Below are 17,069 nucleotides of genomic sequence, written 5' to 3'. Positions count from 1 at the left end.
ATCAGGCGACCTCCCTCTGTTTTCTTAAACTCTTTCCGAGGCTGGAAATCTTCTCTTTTACAGCCGGGGCGCTGATGACGACCAGCACGATGACGACCATGGCCTTATAGGCCGGAAGGGCATCCGAGGAGACATTAAACTTATAAAGGGTTGTCGTGAGGAACTGAATGACATAGGCTCCCAGAATCGACGCCATAATATTAAACTTACCGCCGCTTAACACATTTCCGCCGAGGGCGACCGCCAGGATGGCATCCATCTCGATATCCTTGGCAATGACCGAATAGTTGATGGTGGAGAGCCGGCTCGTTTTAATCAGGGCCACAACCGCTACACACAGCCCCAGAATGACGAAGCTCAGCCATTTGATAAACGCAGGGTTTAAACCGTTCAGCCTGGAAGAGCTGGCGTTAATTCCGACAGCCTGGGTATATAAGCCCAGACTCGTGAACTTTAACACCAGCATGGCGATGATGACGCAGACCACTGCCAGGAAAAACGGTGTGGGGATCGGGATTCCCGGAATAAATCCGCCGAAATACGTAAAAGTCTTATCCGTTACGATAGGAAGCTCATTGTTATTGATCCACGCGGCGATGGAACGGCCGGCGGTATAGAGGATCAAAGTCGCAACCATGGGCTGGATTTTAAAAATCGCTACCAGCACGCCGTTGAACGCGCCAAATATCATGGCGACCAGGCATGCGGCCAGAAATGCCACGATGACCGGAGCCTGAAGCGTCCCATCTCCGCCCAGTCCCACGAGGACTCGCAGAATCACGGAGCCTGCGATCGCCACAGCCGCGCCGACGCTGATATCCTGTCCGCCGGAAGCCGCCGTGACCAGCGTCATGCCGATGGCCAGAATAGCCACCTCGGAGCCATAGTCGAGAATCGTCATCACATATCCGGTTAAAACAGGGTCTCCGCCGCTGTTGGTACCCAGTGTGATTTTGAAAAACGCCGGGTCAATTACCAGGTTGAATACCGTCAGCAGCAGAAGCGCCGCAATGGGGATGAAAATCTGCTTCCTGAATAAACCGGCAAACGCATTTGATATCGTTGTACTCTTCTTCCCTGTCATTCCATCTCACCTCCGGCAATGGTTTCCATGATTTTAGCCTGATTCAGCTCCTCACCCGACAGCTCTCCGACCACTCTGCGGTCACGCATGACGATCAAACGGGAGCACGTGTGAAGCATCTCATCCGTTTCAGAAGAAATAAAGGTGACGCTCATTCCCTCCGCGGCCAGCTTTAATACCAGCTTCTGTATTTCGATTTTCGTGCCAATGTCGATGCCGCGGGTCGGTTCGTCCAGAATCAGATATTCCGGATGGGTCAGCAGCCAGCGGGCAAGAATGACCTTCTGCTGGTTTCCTCCGGAAAGTGACTTAATGGGTGTATCCGCCGACGCGGTCTTAATTTCCAGCAGCTTGATGTATTCGTCTGCAAACTTATTTGCCTCCGCTCTGGAGAACGGCCGGAAAAATCCTCTCAGCACCTGTGCCGCAAGGATAATATTGTCTCTCACGGAGAGGTCCCCCACGATACCGTCGTTCTTGCGGTCCTCCGGAAGGTAGGCAATCCCATTTTTCATGGCGTCCAGAGGCTTTGTAATCTTCACCGATTTTCCGTTCTTTTTCATCGTTCCGCCGATTACCTTGTCTGCGCTGAACATAGCGCGGACACATTCACTCCGCCCGGAGCCCAGAAGGCCGGTAAAGCCGTTGACCTCCCCCTTTTTGATATAGAAATCAAACGGCTTGATTCCCGCATCGCTCTGAAGCCCCTCGGCCTCAATGACACGCTCGTCAGCGCCTTTATAGCCTTCTGTCTTCTCCCGGATATTTTCCATATCGTTCAGTTCCTTGCCGAGCATCTTTGCAACCAGCTTCACCCTCGGAAGCTCTTCTATGACGTATTCTCCCACCAGCTGGCCGTCGCGCAGAACCGTGATTTTATCGCATACCTCATAGACCTGATCCAGGAAATGGGTGACAAAGATGATGCCGACGCCCCTCTCTCTTAAATCCCTCATGAGACCGAAGAGCTTTTCCACCTCCGATTCGTCCAGGGAAGAGGTCGGCTCATCTAAAATCAATACCTTGCAGTCCATGTCAACCGCGCGGGCGATCGCTACCATCTGCTGAATCGCTATGGAGCAGTCGGATAACTGCTGGGTGGCCCCTGCCGGAATCCCCAGTTTGTCAAGAATCGCGTCCGCATCCGCATTCATCTTCTTCCAGTCCATCATCTGCGTTTTTCCGCGTCCGATGTACATGTTTTCAGCCACCGTAAGATTCGGGCACAAGGTAATCTCCTGATATACCGTGCTGATTCCCAGATTCTGTGCGTCACGGGGAGATTTGATAACCGCGGCCTTCTCCATGCCCTTTAAATAAATTTCGCCTTTATCCTTTTCATATACACCCGTCAGCACCTTGATCAGTGTGGACTTTCCTGCTCCGTTTTCACCCATCAGCGCGTGAATCTCCCCTTCACACAGGGTAAAATCCACCGCCTGCAGCGCGCGTACTCCCGGAAAGCTCTTATGTATATTTCTCATTTCCAATACAGACTTCTCTTTCACCAGCGCCATTCACTCCTTTTTGTAGGGAAAGAGCGCAAAGCGTTCATACGAATATCAGTTATGCCGCGCTGCACTCTTTCCATTTTCTATCCTATAAACATTTTATTGGCTTGTCGCCTAAATTCCGTATTTTTCAACGTCTTCTGCCGTAATGGTCGTGGCGTCGAAGCCCTTCTCATCCATAATGATAGTCTTCTCGGTGAGCGTTTCCCCATTCTGAACCTTTTTGATGATTTCATCGATGTAGGCAGCCTGGAACGGGTTGCACTGTCCGTCGTAGTTCCAGTTCTGATCCAGCAGTTCCTGAAGCGCCCATTTATTGCAGTCAAATCCCATAACAATTACGTCCTTGCCGACACCGTGGGAGATATTTGCCTTATCCAATGCGGCTACGGCGCCTTTAGCCATATCGTCGTTCTCTGCGTAGATGACATTGAATTTAGAGCCGGAATCGATGACAGACTGAACGATCTGCTGTGCTTTCTCGGAGTTCCACTCTGCGGTCTGCTGTGTGATCAGATTCCAGGAGTCGTCGGCCGCTGCCTTTGTGTCGAGAGCACCGGTACGTCCCTGCTGTGCCGCAGAACCCATAACACCCTGAATGTGAATTACGTTGTATTCGTCTAAGCCCTGGTCAGCCAGCCAGTTTACTGCGGTCTCGCCTTCCTTGTTCATATCGGAAACGATGGAAGCCAGATATAAGTCCTCGCTGGCGTCGATGGTACGGTCAAACAGGATTACGCCGATTCCTGCGTCCTGTGCATCTTTTAAAACGCTGTCCCAGCCTGAAGTGTCTGCCGCGGAGAGAAGTAAGTAATCCACTTCGTCCTGGATAAACTTCTGAGCCGCCGTAATCTGCTCGTCATTCTTTAAGCTGTAGGCAAAGGAGGCGTCATATCCGTTTTCCTTCGTAAACATGGCCTTCATATCTGCGTCGTTCGCGGTTCTGTATCCGGACTCGTTGGGGTCGTTGTTGATGATGCCGACCTTGATCAGTTCCCCATCCGCTGCTGCAGGAGCCGGGGCCTCTGTCTCCGCCTTTGCCGCTTCGGTTGCCGCAGGAGCCGCTGCTTCAGTTGCCGCAGGCGCCTCGGTCGCTGCTGTCGTTCCTGCTGATGATGTCTTGGAGCTGCTGCATCCAGCCAGGCTGGCCGCCACCATGGATACTGCCAACATTGTTACGAGAGTTCTCTTTTTCATTTTCTTACCTCCGCTTTTATAATTGATTTCCTCCTGGGATTCGTTTCTCCCTGTACCTGTATCTTACCAGCGGCGGCACTGTGATTCAATTTGTAATCCCTTGTATTTATGCGGTTTGGAAGTTATTTACAATACAAATATGTGGTGCTATAATCAAAATACAATACAAGTTGTATTCTTTGGTGTGATTTCTTACAAAACAGGTGGAAATTTTAAGATTCTGCCATTTTTCAGGGATCAGATGCGGGGGATTTTTGTTGTGCATATTGACTTTCAAGAAGATAAAACGGGGATTTTTTATGATATTTATACATTTTCTTACGTTTATCCGGGGAACAAATCAGGCAAATTTTTCATAAAATCGGGAAAGGTAAGGATTCTATGACTGTAAAATACAAATGGGTCGCGGAGCGTCTGGAACTCATGATAGAGAAAAACATTCAAAATGGAATTCATAAGCTGCCGTCGGAGCAGGAGCTCTGCACGAAATATCACGTAAGCCGTCAGACCATCCGCATGGCTCTGGGGCTTCTGGAGGAAAAAGGCTTCATCGTCAGAAAGCAGGGAAGCGGCTCGTTCCTTACAGGACACTCCTCCAGACCGCAGGGAAATGTCGTCGGAATTCTCATTTCCAGCGATCAGGAATACATCTATCCCGGCGTAATCCATGATATCCAAAACACACTTTCTGAACATGGCTTCACGGGCCAGGTTTTTACAACGGGTAATTCCATCTCCAGAGAACGGGAGATCCTGCTGCAGCTTCTGAAAAACCCTCTGCGCGGAATCATCGCGGAGGGCTGTAAAAGTGCGCTCCCCAATCCCAATCTGGACCTGTACCGCAGGCTGGTCAAAAAGGGCTGTCAGATCGTGTTTCTCTATAATTATTATCCGGCCCTCACCGGCTGCCTCTTTATCAAAGACGATAACTATTCGGGGAGCGCCCTCTTAGTCCGCCATCTGGCCGCTCAGGGCCATACGGCCATTGGCGGTATCTTTAAGTCTGATGATATGCAGGGAATCGAGCGGTATCAGGGCTTCACGGAAACGCTGCGCGACTTAGAGCTGCCTGTCTCCGACCACAGCATCTGCTGGTACGGCTCCCGTGATTTAGACCGGCTGCTTCACGGAAAAGATACACAGTTTTTAAAGGAAATGGCGGCGGAGTCCCTTTCCTCCTGTACCGCAGTCGTCTGCTATAACGACATCATCGCTTATTATCTGGTGGATGAACTCCAGTCCGCAGGCTACCGGCTGCCCGAGGACATGGCCGTGGCCGCTTTCGATCATACGTATTTCAGCAGCTCCAATATTCTAGCGGTGACCACTCTCTCCCATGAGCCCCATGAGATGGGGACAAAGGCAGCGGAGGCTGTGATAAAAAAACTGAGCGGGCTTCCCGTGTCTTCACAGGAAACCCGCTGGAAACTGAACTTAAAGGAAAGTACTCAGACTGACCGGTGATGCTCCGGTCAGTGCTTCTTTTCTGCACGGTATTCTCTCGGACTGCATCCCTGCAGCTTTTTAAAGACGAAGCTGAAGTAATGGGAGTCTTTATACCCCACCTCCTTCGCTATCTCACCGGAATTTTTGTCCGTCTGCTTTAACAGCTTTTTTGCCTTTTCAATCCGCTTTTCCGTCACGTATTCAACAAATGTTTTCTGCATGTTCTGGCTGAAGATGGCGCTTAAATAGCTGGCGCTCATGCCGATGTTCTCGGCCACCAGGTTAAGGGACAGCGTGTCACAGTCGTAGTGATCGTCTATATAATCCAGTGCCTTCTTCAACATTTTCCCGCCCTGGCAGCTGTTGATCCGGTCCCGAATCCCCATCGCGGTCTCCAGCATGCCTGCAAAGTATTCGAAAATCTCGCTGTCCTCACTGCGGATCATCTGCACCGCATGCTCGATCTCTTCTAAATACTCCGCCTGATCCGCGCCGATAGACTCCAGGAAAGCAACGACGGCAAATCGGATATTCAGGATCACATAGCTGCGGAACATCCTGGATTTTAAGGCATTCTGAATGTTGTAAAGATAGGATTCCACGAAATCATGAATCTCCTTATCTTCTCCCCGTGACAGAAAGTCGCGGATAATCTCCGGATCCATCTGCATAAAATCCACCGTGCCGATATTCTTTTCGCCCTGTCCGGCCAGACAGTCCGAAAGCGTCGTTTCCGACAGCACATGGAGACCCGGCTTGATAAACCGGTAGGCAAAATAGTGGTTCGCATCTTTATAGCACTGAGGCAGCATGCTCAAACGCTCCACCTCCGTTCCCACCGCAACGTACCATTCCAGGTGATCCTCCTCCGGCGCACAGACCTCTTTAAAATGGGCCAGGCTGTTCTCTGTCAGCTCCTCCATCTGGAACTGCTCCGATTTGATCAGAACGCCATAGCAGCTGACATTGAAACGGAACAGAATATACTGGGGATGCCGCAGAAAATAGTGAAATACCTCCTCCTGTTTTCTGATCAGCCGCTCCCGGGACTCCCGGGATGATACCTCGGCTTTCTCATAGATGGAGAAAAGCAGTAGATTGTAACAGGAGGCCGTAAGCTGTAGCGACTGGGCTGCCGCCTCCTCGTAGATCTCCTTCACCGAAAGCTTCCCCTCCAGAATCTTCTCAAAGAATCTCCGAAGCGAAAACTGTTCAAATTCCTGCACCTCATCCTGGTATTGGGCCTGATAATCCTTCTGTTCCATCCCCTGCTCGATTTTTTCCTTCATCTCCAGCAGGACGCCGCGGAGAGTCGTTCTTGTAATCGGTTTCAGCAGATACTGGTCCACTCCCGCTTTGATCGCCTGTCGCGCATATTCAAAATCATCATAGCCGCTGATGATAATGATCTTTATCTTGGGAAATTCCTCTTTCACGATTTCACTCAAAGAAAGGCCGTCCATAAATGGCATCTTAATATCGGTGATCAGCAGATCCGGCTTCAGTTTCCGGATCATCGGAAGCGCCATCTCCCCATCTCCGGCCTCTCCCACCAGCTGAAACCCATACTGCTCCCACGGAATTTTATCACGAAACCCTTCTCTTATGACGCTTTCATCTTCCACCAGAAATACTTTTAACATTTGCTTCCTCTTTTCCATTCACAAGTCCGTTTCCCATCAATAAGTCCTCTTCTCCAGGGCGTCCTTCACATTTTCCTTTGTAAATACCGTTTCCGGAACAAAATACAGCTTTGCCACGGCCTCGTTGTTCTCCAGTTTTCTGATGACCGTTTCAACGTATTCGCCCTGATTGGGATTGCACTCGATGTCCGCGGTAACCAGCCCTTCATCCACCAGCTGCAGCCCGCTTTTCACCGCGTCAAAGGAGATGACCATGATGTCTCCGTCCTCTCCAGCCGTAAGCCCTGCATTCTGTATGGCCGTCAGCGCACCGAAGGTCATGTCGTCGTTTTGTGAGATCACCACATCGATATCTTTGTACCGGTGCAGCAGCATTTCCATCTCTTCCTGTCCTTTTGCCGTCGTAAACTCCCCATCCGCCTGCTCCAGGATCAACCAGTTATCGTGGGCTTCTGCGACTTCATTGAATCCGTTCGTGCGGCCGATCGTGGCCGTCGCTCCCTCGGTTCCCTGTAAAACCACGATGCGGATGCTCTCCTCCTGCCTGTGCTGCTTCGTCAGATACTCGTCCAGGATATTTCCGGCCATTCTCCCCTCCTTGTAAAAATCGGAGCCGATCCACGTCGTATATAATGACTGATCGCTGAGATTCACTTTACGGTCGATTAAAATGACTGGAATTCCTGCCTCCTTCGCCTCCTGCAGCACAGTCTCCCAACCGTCCTCCGTAATAGGAGAAAACACAATATAATCTACCCGCTGGGAGATAAAGCTCCGCAGTGCCTTAATCTGATTCTCCTGCTTCTGCCTCGCGTTATTGAAGATCATAAAGTATCCATTTTCTTTGGTAAGGACATTTTGAATGGAAGCCGTATTGGCAGTTCTCCACACGGATTCACTGCCTACCTGAGATACTCCCACCACGATCAGATTTTCATCGACTGTATTCTCTGTATCTTCCTTCCCGTACTCTTTTACACAGCCGGACAGAATCAGAACCAGGAACAGCAGAGGAATGAAAAAAGTATGTATTTTCTTTGCCGGTATTTCCATATGTATTTACCCTTTCTATGCTTTCCACAGCGGACACTCGTATTTTCATGAGTTTTACGTTCTTATTTCATTCGATTATCCAGGAACGTCATCCGGCAGACTCTCATAAATTTTAATCGCCGGTATTATAAGTTCCACAATGGTTCCTCTTCCCTTTTCAGACTCTATTTTCATTCCGTAGCCGGTCCCGAAATACATGCGGATCCGCTCATTAACGTTTGCCAGGCCAAATCCTTTTTCCGTCTCACGGCAGGGACGCTCGATTTCCTTTCGCAGCTGCTCCAAGTCTTCCTCATCCATACCGATTCCATTATCACTGACCGCCAGGTGGAGGACCTCTCCGGTTTTCTCACAGCTGATATGGATGCAGCCTCTGGAGCGCTTATATTTTATGCCGTGATAAAGGGCATTTTCAACCAATGGCTGCAGCGACAGCTTCAGAATCTGATAATCGTACAGCGCATCGTCAATCTGGATATCATACTCCAGGATGTCCCGATACCGTCTTTCCTGAATCTTTAAGTAACTGCTGATATGCTGCTCCTCTTCCCTGAGCGTAATAATCTCTTTCCCCTTGCTGAGCACCAGCCGGAAAAAGCTGGACAGGGACACCACCATGTTCACCGCCTCATCCGCCTTCTCATCCTCGATCAGCCAGACAATCGTATCCAGGGTATTATACAGGAAATGGGGATTGATCTGTTCCTGTAAAAGGCGCAGGTCCAGCCGCCGCATCTTCTGCTCATCCTCTTTGATCTGCCCGATCAGCGTCTGCATATTGGCCGCCATATCATTAAACCCGTTGGCCAGGATCTCTATCTCATCTTTTGAGCAGACGTCGGCCCTTGCTGATAAATCCCCCTCCGAGACCTGTCTGGTCGCATCATACAGCACTTTAATTGGCCGCAGAATACCGGTTGTAATCCGCCATGTCGCTATAACTGTCAAAACCACCAGAAACAGCACCAGGAGCCCGCACACGATAATAAAGCTCTGCATCTGCTGCTTCAAATTCCCTGTGACCACCTCCATGGCCTTCGTCTGGTAATAGATATAATACTGGATATCGTCCTGAATCAGTTCTGTCAGGATGTAGATGTTATTATCCAGCTCCTGGATATTTTCATCATACCGCCCACCGATTCTGATGTTCTCGAAAATATCATCCACTCTCTTTTCCAGGGTGTCGATATTCCGTAAAAGGGTCTCCAGCCACACGCGGCTCTCTGTCTCCGTGGTGATATCCTTCAGCTTCGTAAACTCCGCCCGCAGCTCTCCGATTAAGGCATAGGGATCCTTTAACGTCTCGTCCTCAGAAATATTTCCAAAGTCTACATATCCCACCACAAGCTTATAGAGGCTCTCGTCCATCTCATCTTTAAAATTCAGATTGTAATTATTGGCAATGGTCATATCGCTGACGATCTTATCGTACACCCTGCTGTACTGAATCATAGAAACCAGCAAAACCACCACAACAATGAAAAATGGCAGGACAATCGCCGCCGCAAGCATCAATATTTTTTTGTTGATCGAAAACCGGATCGGGCTCTTATTCGAACCATTTTGCCACAAAGCGTCACGTTTCATCTCTTTATCCCCTAAGTAAAACATTCTCTGTTCATGGGTATTATACAATGAGATCAACGCTTAAGCAATAAAAAGCCTGGCGGCTTTTCGCGGGGAGCTGATGATAAATGGGGGATAATGCAAAGTTGTGAAAGGGCGGCAGCAAAAAAGGCCGGAAGCTGCGAAAGTAGGATTACATCATTTCGCGGCTTGGGGCCTTTTGGTGAGGGGGACTATCCAACTGGATTCCATAGACAGACCACTCCTCCCGCTTTCTATTTCCAAACAATTGTAAATGCTTTGGCAGACTCGCTATAGATCGATATTTAGTAAATTCTTCGGAGAGTAGCCAAAATATCGTTTAAAGCAGCGGCTGAAATAAAAGGCGTCATCATAGCCAACCATTTCCGATATCTCTTTAATTTTATATTGACCTCCGTCCAGAAGTTTTTTGGCATAAATCATTTTCTGATTATTAATGTAAAAGGAAAGTGTTTGTCCGGTCTTCTGTTTGAAATATCCACTGATATAGTTCGGATTAAAATTTACATAATCTGCAAGTTCATTAAGTGTCAATTTATGGTCAATATTCTTTTGTATATATTTTTTTATTTTTTCTGTAAGTTCTAAGTCCTCTTTCTGCCACGATATCTCCATGATACGCTTATTGATTTCATCCATACTGTGGTTTATCATCAAAAGGAGTTCCGATATCTGCTGACATTCATGGATCTGGCTTCGGTATCCATCTAAGACCTCTATATGGTAAGTCTCATCAAAATAAAGTTGCACTGCGATGATAATCTGACGGATAAAATCCTTCACCTCAAAAGGGTCTACCATCTTTTCTTGAAAATTCAACACAATACTCTGGATCTCATCCTGCATTTTTTCAAACTTCCAGTCTCTGATATAACCTCTGTAACGGTTAGTCACCGAGATAAAATCGAATATATCGCTGATCTTTTCAAATAAAATATCCTCCTCAGCCGCCACCAGCGGACCATAAAAAGCTGCGCCGGCTTTATCCCAGCACTGCTCATATGCTTCCATCATCTCCCGTTCCCCATAATTATTTATCTTATAAATCACGGAGCTCTTTAACATCAGATAGAGTGCAAGCGTCTTATCAATTCTGGCTGGAATACTGCTGTCCTTCGGCAATCTTTCCTGATCAGTCTGAAATGTAACCTTTATGTGAGTTTTTTTAACAAAGTCAATTTCCAGTTTCTTTCTGCCCTCCAGAACCTGTTCAAGAACGATTCTGATCTTTCGGACAAACTTTTCGTACTCCGTGTCCGTAAATTTCTGTATATGCTCCGGGAGTACGATGAGAAACAGATGGCCAAAAACAGGCATCGATTCCTGATGTAAACTCGCCTTCGTCCGGATATCGTCACGGTCTTCTGCCCTGCCTTTACCAGATTCCCCAAGCAGCGCCGCCATTTTTTTTAATAAAACCGCAAACTCTTCTTTACTGTAAGATACCTTTAATATATAGTCTTCTGCTCCCAGTTTCATGGCACGTTTCACGTAATCAACTTCGCCATAGTTACTCAAAACAATAATCTTACCTGCAAATCCCCGTTTTTTCAGTTCTTCCATCAACTCTATTCCGTCCATCCGGGGCATAATAATATCTGTAATGATAAGATCCGGAGATAATTCCTCCACCTTCTTAATGGCTTCCAAACCATCCTCTGCCGTTCCAACTATTTCAAATCCTAATTGTTCCCAATCAATAATAGTTTTTAGCCCGATCTTTATAATATCTTCATCATCTACAATCAAAGCTCTGTACATGGCAGCTCCCCCTTTCCCGGTATCACTATGACAATCCTCGTTCCCTTCCCCGGTGCAGAATACACTAGAAACTGTCCTTTTCCCTGATAAATAAGCTGAATTCTCTCAGCAATGTTTTCCATACCGATACCAGAAAATCTCTGTTTTTTCGTTTCCTTCGTCAGTTCTGCCACAAAACCTTTTCCATCATCCTGGATTTCCAGATACAAATCGTTTTCCTCAAGCCTCGCTGTTATAGATATGGTAATTGCAACCTCCTCTTTCATCCCATGTACAATACTGTTCTCTGTCAATGGCTGCAGAAGCAGTCTCGGAACTTTAAATACACCGGCCGCTTCTTCCACCTCATATACCATCCTGATACAGCCGGTATACCGAAATTCCTGAATGCAGATATAGTTCTGCACATTGCGTATTTCGTCAGACAATGGAATCATCTCTTCCTTTCCATACACAGTATCTTTCAGAAGACTGCACAATGCACTTATCCCATTTCCCAAAGACTCCACTCCATTGATAATGGCTATATACTTGAATGTATTCAGCGTATTAAAAAGAAAATGGGGCTGTATCTGATACTGCAGATTCTGGATTTCCAGCTTTCTCCGTTTCTTTCCCTCTTCTTCGATTGTTCTGGTATACCATACAAGTCTTTTCACCATCTTATCCGAATAGCGTATCAGCTTTCCCATCTCATCTTCGGAGTTATCTGAAATGGTAAGGTCATACTTTCCGCCTGATACCTGGTCAGTGAACTCAACAAGCCTGGATATTGGAATTACAATTGTTTCATTAATAACTGATACAATAAAAAGACTCAGAATAATGATGAGGATAACCATCGTTCCAGTCAATATCACCATATGTATTATATTTTGACTAATATAAGATTGATCTACCACAGTCAAAAGTGTCCAGTCCAGTTTTTTGTTATACTGATAAACGATCAGACTGCGCCTGCCATTATAAACCGTGGTAAAGTTTCCCTTATCCCCAGTTATCTTCTCTTTTATTTCCGGGATATCTTCTGCCGCACTGCTGCCAATTTTAGTTTTTTCATGCTTAAGGGAAAGATACTGTAACTCACGATCCAGAACAAAGATCTCCGAATCGTTTCCAATATTTACATCTTTATATATATTTTGGAACAATCGTTTTTCATTAAATACAAAGCAGATGTAACCAATCTGCTTTCCCCTCTCACTCTTGGAATATATTCGCTTTAAAAATGTAATGGCATTTTTCCCCGTGTCCGTCATAACACAGCTCCATGAATGATTCTTTCCAGTCGCCGAAAGTTTTTCAACAACCGCCATAATACCAGCTTTATCAGGTTCTGACACTCCCATGCTGCTGACAATTGTAATCTCATTGTCATACAGCAGAATATTGTCATAGCTTTCCGACCAAAAGTACTCAGTCAAGTTGTTATCTGCCACAATATCCTCTATCTTTGTATCCTCCCCCTTCGAATCAGGTGTATTCAAAAGTTCATTCACCTGATCGCTGACGATCATTGGATAGGAATAATCCAGAAATTTTGTCATAGTCACATCCATCGTCTTGTTTAGTCCTTGAAGCACCTGCATAAAGGTGTCTGTCAGTTTCTTTTCCATATCCTGTTCATATGATATAGAAAAAAGAATCCCCAGTAAAATGAGTGGAACCACTGTGGTACAGATAAATGCTGTACGCAGCCGCTTTGCTATGCTTCGCTTTCGAATGCTTTTGACTATTTCTTTCTTTATCTTCCCCGCCCCAAATTTCATCTGATGGATTCTCCTCCGCTGCTGTTATGATATTTCCAAAGGCTCAAATCTGACATCCCACGGATACTCAGCTTTATTCCATTCCAGAGAACCGATATCTCTTACCTTGGTTCCCAGAATTCTTTTAAGCAACGCTTCCGTCAGTTCCCACTGAACCATACTATAATCGGGCTCTCCGTATAAATTATGAAGTTCCTTCGGATCACAGGATAAATCATAAAGCTCGCATCTGTCATCAAAATAGACAGAGAGCTTAAAATTCTCTTTCCGAATCATAGCTCCCGGCCCAAAAGAAGTCGGCACATGCGGCGCAAGCAGACGAAGATCTTTTACTGGTTTCTGATATGTCGGAGCACCTCCTCCTGCTTCACAGAGAATGCTGTCTTTCCCTTTCTTATAATCGCCTAATTTCAAAGAACTGTCAAGAGATTTCCCCATCATGACGGCTGGCCGTTCTATGGAAAGTATCTCCAAAAGCCATGGCGCTAAATCCACTTCTTCCACCAGACCGGCAACTCTCTCTCCTCGGTGCTCCTGGTTCGGGTACTTTACAATTACTGGAATTTTTGTCAGGCAATCATAGAAAACTGGAATTTTATGAAACATCTGGTAATCCCCCAATAATTCTCCGTGATCTGAAAAAAACAGAATTACAGTATCCGTATAGAGTCCCTCCTGCTTCAATGCTTTCGTCACACGCCCTACGCAGTCATCAATATACCGAATCTGTCCCATATAGTATGCAATCGCTTTTCTGTATGATAACTCGTCACATAAATCCATCTCCGAATGCTTTCGCCATACTTCACAGCGTACCGGCTGTTCTTCCTTTATATACTCATATGCGGAAGCAGGGATCTCTATATCAGCCGGTGAAAACATGGTATCATAGGGAGCCGGACAGGTAAATGCAGGATGTGGGTCCTGATAATTTAACCAGAGAAAAAATGGCTGCCCGCCGTTATCTCTGATAAACTGTTCCGCCTTTTCTGTCAATCTGGGATTGATATGGAAGGGATGGTCCTTCTCCATGGTAAAGGAGGAAAAAGAGTGCTGATACTGCTCCATCCCGTCATAATTCCCCAAACATATCTCATCCATCTCGTCCCATACCTCGTGTAGCCTGTCATAGGTAAACAGATGATTTTTTCCAAACATCCCCGTGCGGTATCCGTTCTTCTTAAGCGAGGTAACCAGATTGGGGACATCTGGACTAATTTCCGACCAGTAGTTCCGGTGGCCATGTTCTGACATGTAGGTACTTGTGGCAAAGCTGATTCTGCTTGGCGCGCAGAGAGGTGCCGCACAGTAGCAATGATCCAACGTAATTCCATCTGCTGCCAGTTCATCAATGTGCTGTGTTCCAATCGTTTTGTGTCCGTAACACCCCAGATAATCCTGACGCAGCTGGTCAGGAGTTATAATAACAAGATTGTACTTTTTTTCCATAACATCGCCCCTTAAAATTCCTGGTCACAGCCCAATTGATTCCCTTTGAACTGCTTTACTCCAGTATTTTCTTTTCCTGTAATCTCATTCTGATAATAGCAGCATAACGGCCGATTACATCGTTCGATCACGCAGATCTCATCCGCCTCCATGTGAAACTTTACTACCCCTTCCATCTCCTCAAAGGGGATCTCACAGTCTTGACTGATAATACGAATCGGTTCTTCCTGCTCCCATGGATTTTCCAAACGACAGTCAGATTGCACACTGGCCGTGACAGACACGTACAGTATTTCCCCTCTCACCATCTCCGACACCACGCGAAAGCCTCCCGCAGCATACAGTTCAAAGGCTGCGTTCATGCCCTGTTCCGCAGCCGGAAACACTCTGATAATTCCATCACAGCTTTGCAGCAGCATTTCATTTATCCCCGTATAGATATTTGCATGGGCCTCAAAATAGCAATGCAAAAAGACCTCCGTATCCAGTAATACCCGCTTCCCATCATTCTTTTCGTGGACTTTTCTCCAATCTGTAGGCATTCCAGATTCAATAACACGCGTTCTGTATTTTACCTCATGGCGTTTACCGCTTCTGATGTCTGCAAAATGACAGGTGCCATTTTTAAATACCTGGTATTTCAGGGCGAACATACGGATCAATTCCATGGTATCCTTCTTATCTCCCAGTCTGGCACCAATTTCCGGTGCTGCATTATGTCCTGCTGTTGCTTCAGAATTTCTCACCATGAAGTCCCGTTCTTTAGCCAGTTCAAACGTAGCTTCTGCTGCCTTAAATTCCTTTTTGCCCCGATCCTTCAGGCTAATAACCCCTGATGGGTAAACAGCAGCCAGCTGACTAAAGCCGAATGTATTAAAGGGATACTCTCCCTCCCCGAATCGGACCGGTATATTATCCCACTTTAATCCTGGAGACAACAGTGTAGCCTCCCCTTTCCCAGTATCTTCTCTCGATAGCGGCAGGCTGTAAAGGCGTCTCCGGATCGTTTCCCACTCTTTTCTCTTTTCTTCATCACAGCCTAACACGACAGAGGCTTCTGTAAGCGCATCGAACAATACTGAAATCATTGCCCAGTCCGTCATTGTTGCTTTTAGGATCCAGTAGCTCTCATAACAGGAACTTCCGCCTCGTATCATGTATCCCTGATCACTGTCTTCCAATAAATCTTCATACAGCTTTGCACATGCTTTCATCATAGGATAAGCACGCTGCCGCAGAAATACTTCATCACACGTATACTGATAATGTTTATAAAAATCCATGGCAATCTGCGCCCCAGGTGTCAGATTGCGGACTGTATCGGGTTCCAGCGCCTGATATCCGTTATAATTAGAGATATCCGAATAAAACGCTCCGCTGGAATGGAACAATACCATTCCATCTGCCTGTGCCTGCGGCAGCATATTTTCCCGATAGTTGTAGTAATTTTCCATCAGTTCTGAATGCCCGCCTGTATGCAGCCCCCAATAAATCTGCTGGTGATTCCAATGATAGTAATGTCCCCAGTTTCGGATATCCGCATTAGGACACCAGATGCCTCCAAATGTTACCGGATACTGTCCTCTGGAACAGCTGTTGAGTAAATATAAATAGGAATTGTACAAATTTTCTATATAATCATCATCCGGAAGATAAACAAAGGATTTAATCCAGAATTCCTTCCATTCTTGTCGCTGCACAGCCATCAGTTTTTCCGCTGTAATACCTTCTGCCTCTTCTTTAAACTGAAGACAGGCAGAGGCCGCCTCCTCTTCCGTTTCTATGATCTGGCAGCGCACAAAGACAGTAAAATGACGGCATTTCGGATTCACCTGGTATTCGATGCTGTGACTGTTATTCACGATCACCTGTCCCTGACCAGCTACCTGTACCATAGTCAGCGTTATAGAGCCACGCAGCTTCTGCATGACATAGAGACAGCCATTTTCTGTCCCTGTTCTGGTTTTTTGCAGGTTTTTTTCTCTGCACTCAGCCATCTGTTCATAGTCGTGAAAAAAGTTTCTGCTTCCCCAGCGGGTCAGTCTTACCGTTTTTACCACGTCTTCCACAGTATCGACATTCACATCGCAATACAAAAGCTGCTTTTCCCTGCTGCAAAACATCGTCATATGGTATTTTGAAAAACAGGTTTCCGATTCCATCTGAACGCTTCCCTCAGCCAGGGAAAGTGTACTGCAGTACTTCTTTAAATACAGCTTGTCAAAAGACGGCATTCCATCAAATATAGACAGCCGTCCGCACGCTGCAGGAGCCGTATTCTCCTCCTCACTCTCCCAGGCCCACGCTTTAAAATTTCCGTCTTTCGTAAAATCGATGGCATCTGTATGAGAAAGCGTCATCTCAATCGTATCCGCACTGTGGTACAGCATTCCTCCGAAACTGCCATTTCCTATGGGGAATCCCTCACATCCCCGATACTGTGGTGATCGGTATACAATATTATGTTTTTTTAAATACTGCATAATCCGGACATTCAAATGACCATTTTTATTCAATGATACTGCTCCGTACATATTTTAATCTC

The 17,069-nt window shown here is 46.6% G+C and carries 11 protein-coding genes; 1 reads left to right on the top strand and 10 read right to left on the bottom strand.

The window, feature by feature from the left end; all coding sequences use genetic code 11:
• Nucleotide 1: 1 nt before the first annotated feature.
• The 3 genes from H8S80_RS03825 to H8S80_RS03815 all read right to left on the bottom strand — a co-directional run bounded on the left by H8S80_RS03825 (nucleotide 2) and on the right by H8S80_RS03815 (nucleotide 3,792).
• Nucleotides 2–1,084: an ABC transporter permease gene (locus tag H8S80_RS03825; RefSeq protein WP_117630278.1), complete on the bottom strand. Its 1,083-nt coding sequence runs from the start codon at nucleotides 1,082–1,084 to the stop codon at nucleotides 2–4.
• Nucleotides 1,081–2,601 carry a sugar ABC transporter ATP-binding protein gene (locus H8S80_RS03820; protein WP_117630277.1) on the bottom strand — a complete coding sequence of 507 codons (1,521 nt, stop codon included), beginning with the start codon at nucleotides 2,599–2,601 and terminating at the stop codon, nucleotides 1,081–1,083. The genes H8S80_RS03825 and H8S80_RS03820 overlap by 4 nt, the downstream gene beginning before the upstream one ends.
• Before the next feature lie 108 nt (nucleotides 2,602–2,709).
• Nucleotides 2,710–3,792 (bottom strand): ABC transporter substrate-binding protein, encoded by a 1,083-nt coding sequence (locus tag H8S80_RS03815; RefSeq protein WP_117630276.1) that lies wholly within the window; start codon nucleotides 3,790–3,792, stop codon nucleotides 2,710–2,712.
• 381 nt (nucleotides 3,793–4,173) lie between these two features.
• Here H8S80_RS03815 and H8S80_RS03810 point away from each other — a divergent pair, with 381 nt between their 5' ends.
• The gene (locus H8S80_RS03810; protein ID WP_117630274.1) at nucleotides 4,174–5,256 is read left to right on the top strand and encodes a GntR family transcriptional regulator; all 1,083 of its coding nucleotides are present in this window, start codon (nucleotides 4,174–4,176) and stop codon (nucleotides 5,254–5,256) included.
• A gap of 8 nt (nucleotides 5,257–5,264) precedes the next feature.
• Here H8S80_RS03810 and H8S80_RS03805 read toward each other — a convergent pair whose 3' ends face one another.
• The 7 genes from H8S80_RS03805 to H8S80_RS03775 form a co-directional block, all read right to left on the bottom strand.
• The gene (locus tag H8S80_RS03805; protein WP_117630273.1) at nucleotides 5,265–6,881 is read right to left on the bottom strand and encodes a response regulator; all 1,617 of its coding nucleotides are present in this window, start codon (nucleotides 6,879–6,881) and stop codon (nucleotides 5,265–5,267) included.
• A gap of 36 nt (nucleotides 6,882–6,917) precedes the next feature.
• Complete coding sequence (locus H8S80_RS03800) at nucleotides 6,918–7,934, bottom strand: ABC transporter substrate-binding protein (RefSeq protein WP_117630272.1); 1,017 nt, start codon at nucleotides 7,932–7,934, stop codon at nucleotides 6,918–6,920.
• Nucleotides 7,935–8,009: 75 nt separating this feature from the next.
• Nucleotides 8,010–9,524, bottom strand: a complete 1,515-nt coding sequence (locus H8S80_RS03795) for a sensor histidine kinase (protein ID WP_117630271.1) — start codon at nucleotides 9,522–9,524, stop codon at nucleotides 8,010–8,012.
• A 291-nt stretch (nucleotides 9,525–9,815) separates the two neighbouring features.
• Nucleotides 9,816–11,306: a response regulator gene (locus H8S80_RS03790; RefSeq protein WP_117630270.1), complete on the bottom strand. Its 1,491-nt coding sequence runs from the start codon at nucleotides 11,304–11,306 to the stop codon at nucleotides 9,816–9,818.
• Complete coding sequence (locus H8S80_RS03785) at nucleotides 11,291–13,075, bottom strand: sensor histidine kinase (RefSeq protein WP_117630269.1); 1,785 nt, start codon at nucleotides 13,073–13,075, stop codon at nucleotides 11,291–11,293. The genes H8S80_RS03790 and H8S80_RS03785 overlap by 16 nt, the downstream gene beginning before the upstream one ends.
• Nucleotides 13,076–13,099: 24 nt before the next feature.
• A complete protein-coding gene (locus tag H8S80_RS03780; protein WP_117630268.1) occupies nucleotides 13,100–14,524 on the bottom strand; it encodes a sulfatase family protein in 1,425 nt (474 codons plus the stop codon).
• 11 nt (nucleotides 14,525–14,535) lie between these two features.
• Nucleotides 14,536–17,058, bottom strand: a complete 2,523-nt coding sequence (locus H8S80_RS03775; protein WP_117630267.1) for a glycosyl hydrolase family 95 catalytic domain-containing protein — start codon at nucleotides 17,056–17,058, stop codon at nucleotides 14,536–14,538.
• Nucleotides 17,059–17,069 lie beyond the last annotated feature (11 nt).

It is taken from the genome of Hungatella sp. L36 (genome assembly GCF_014288035.1).
Note: the sequence above shows the minus strand (reverse complement) of the source record. Positions and strands in the feature narration are given on the sequence as shown.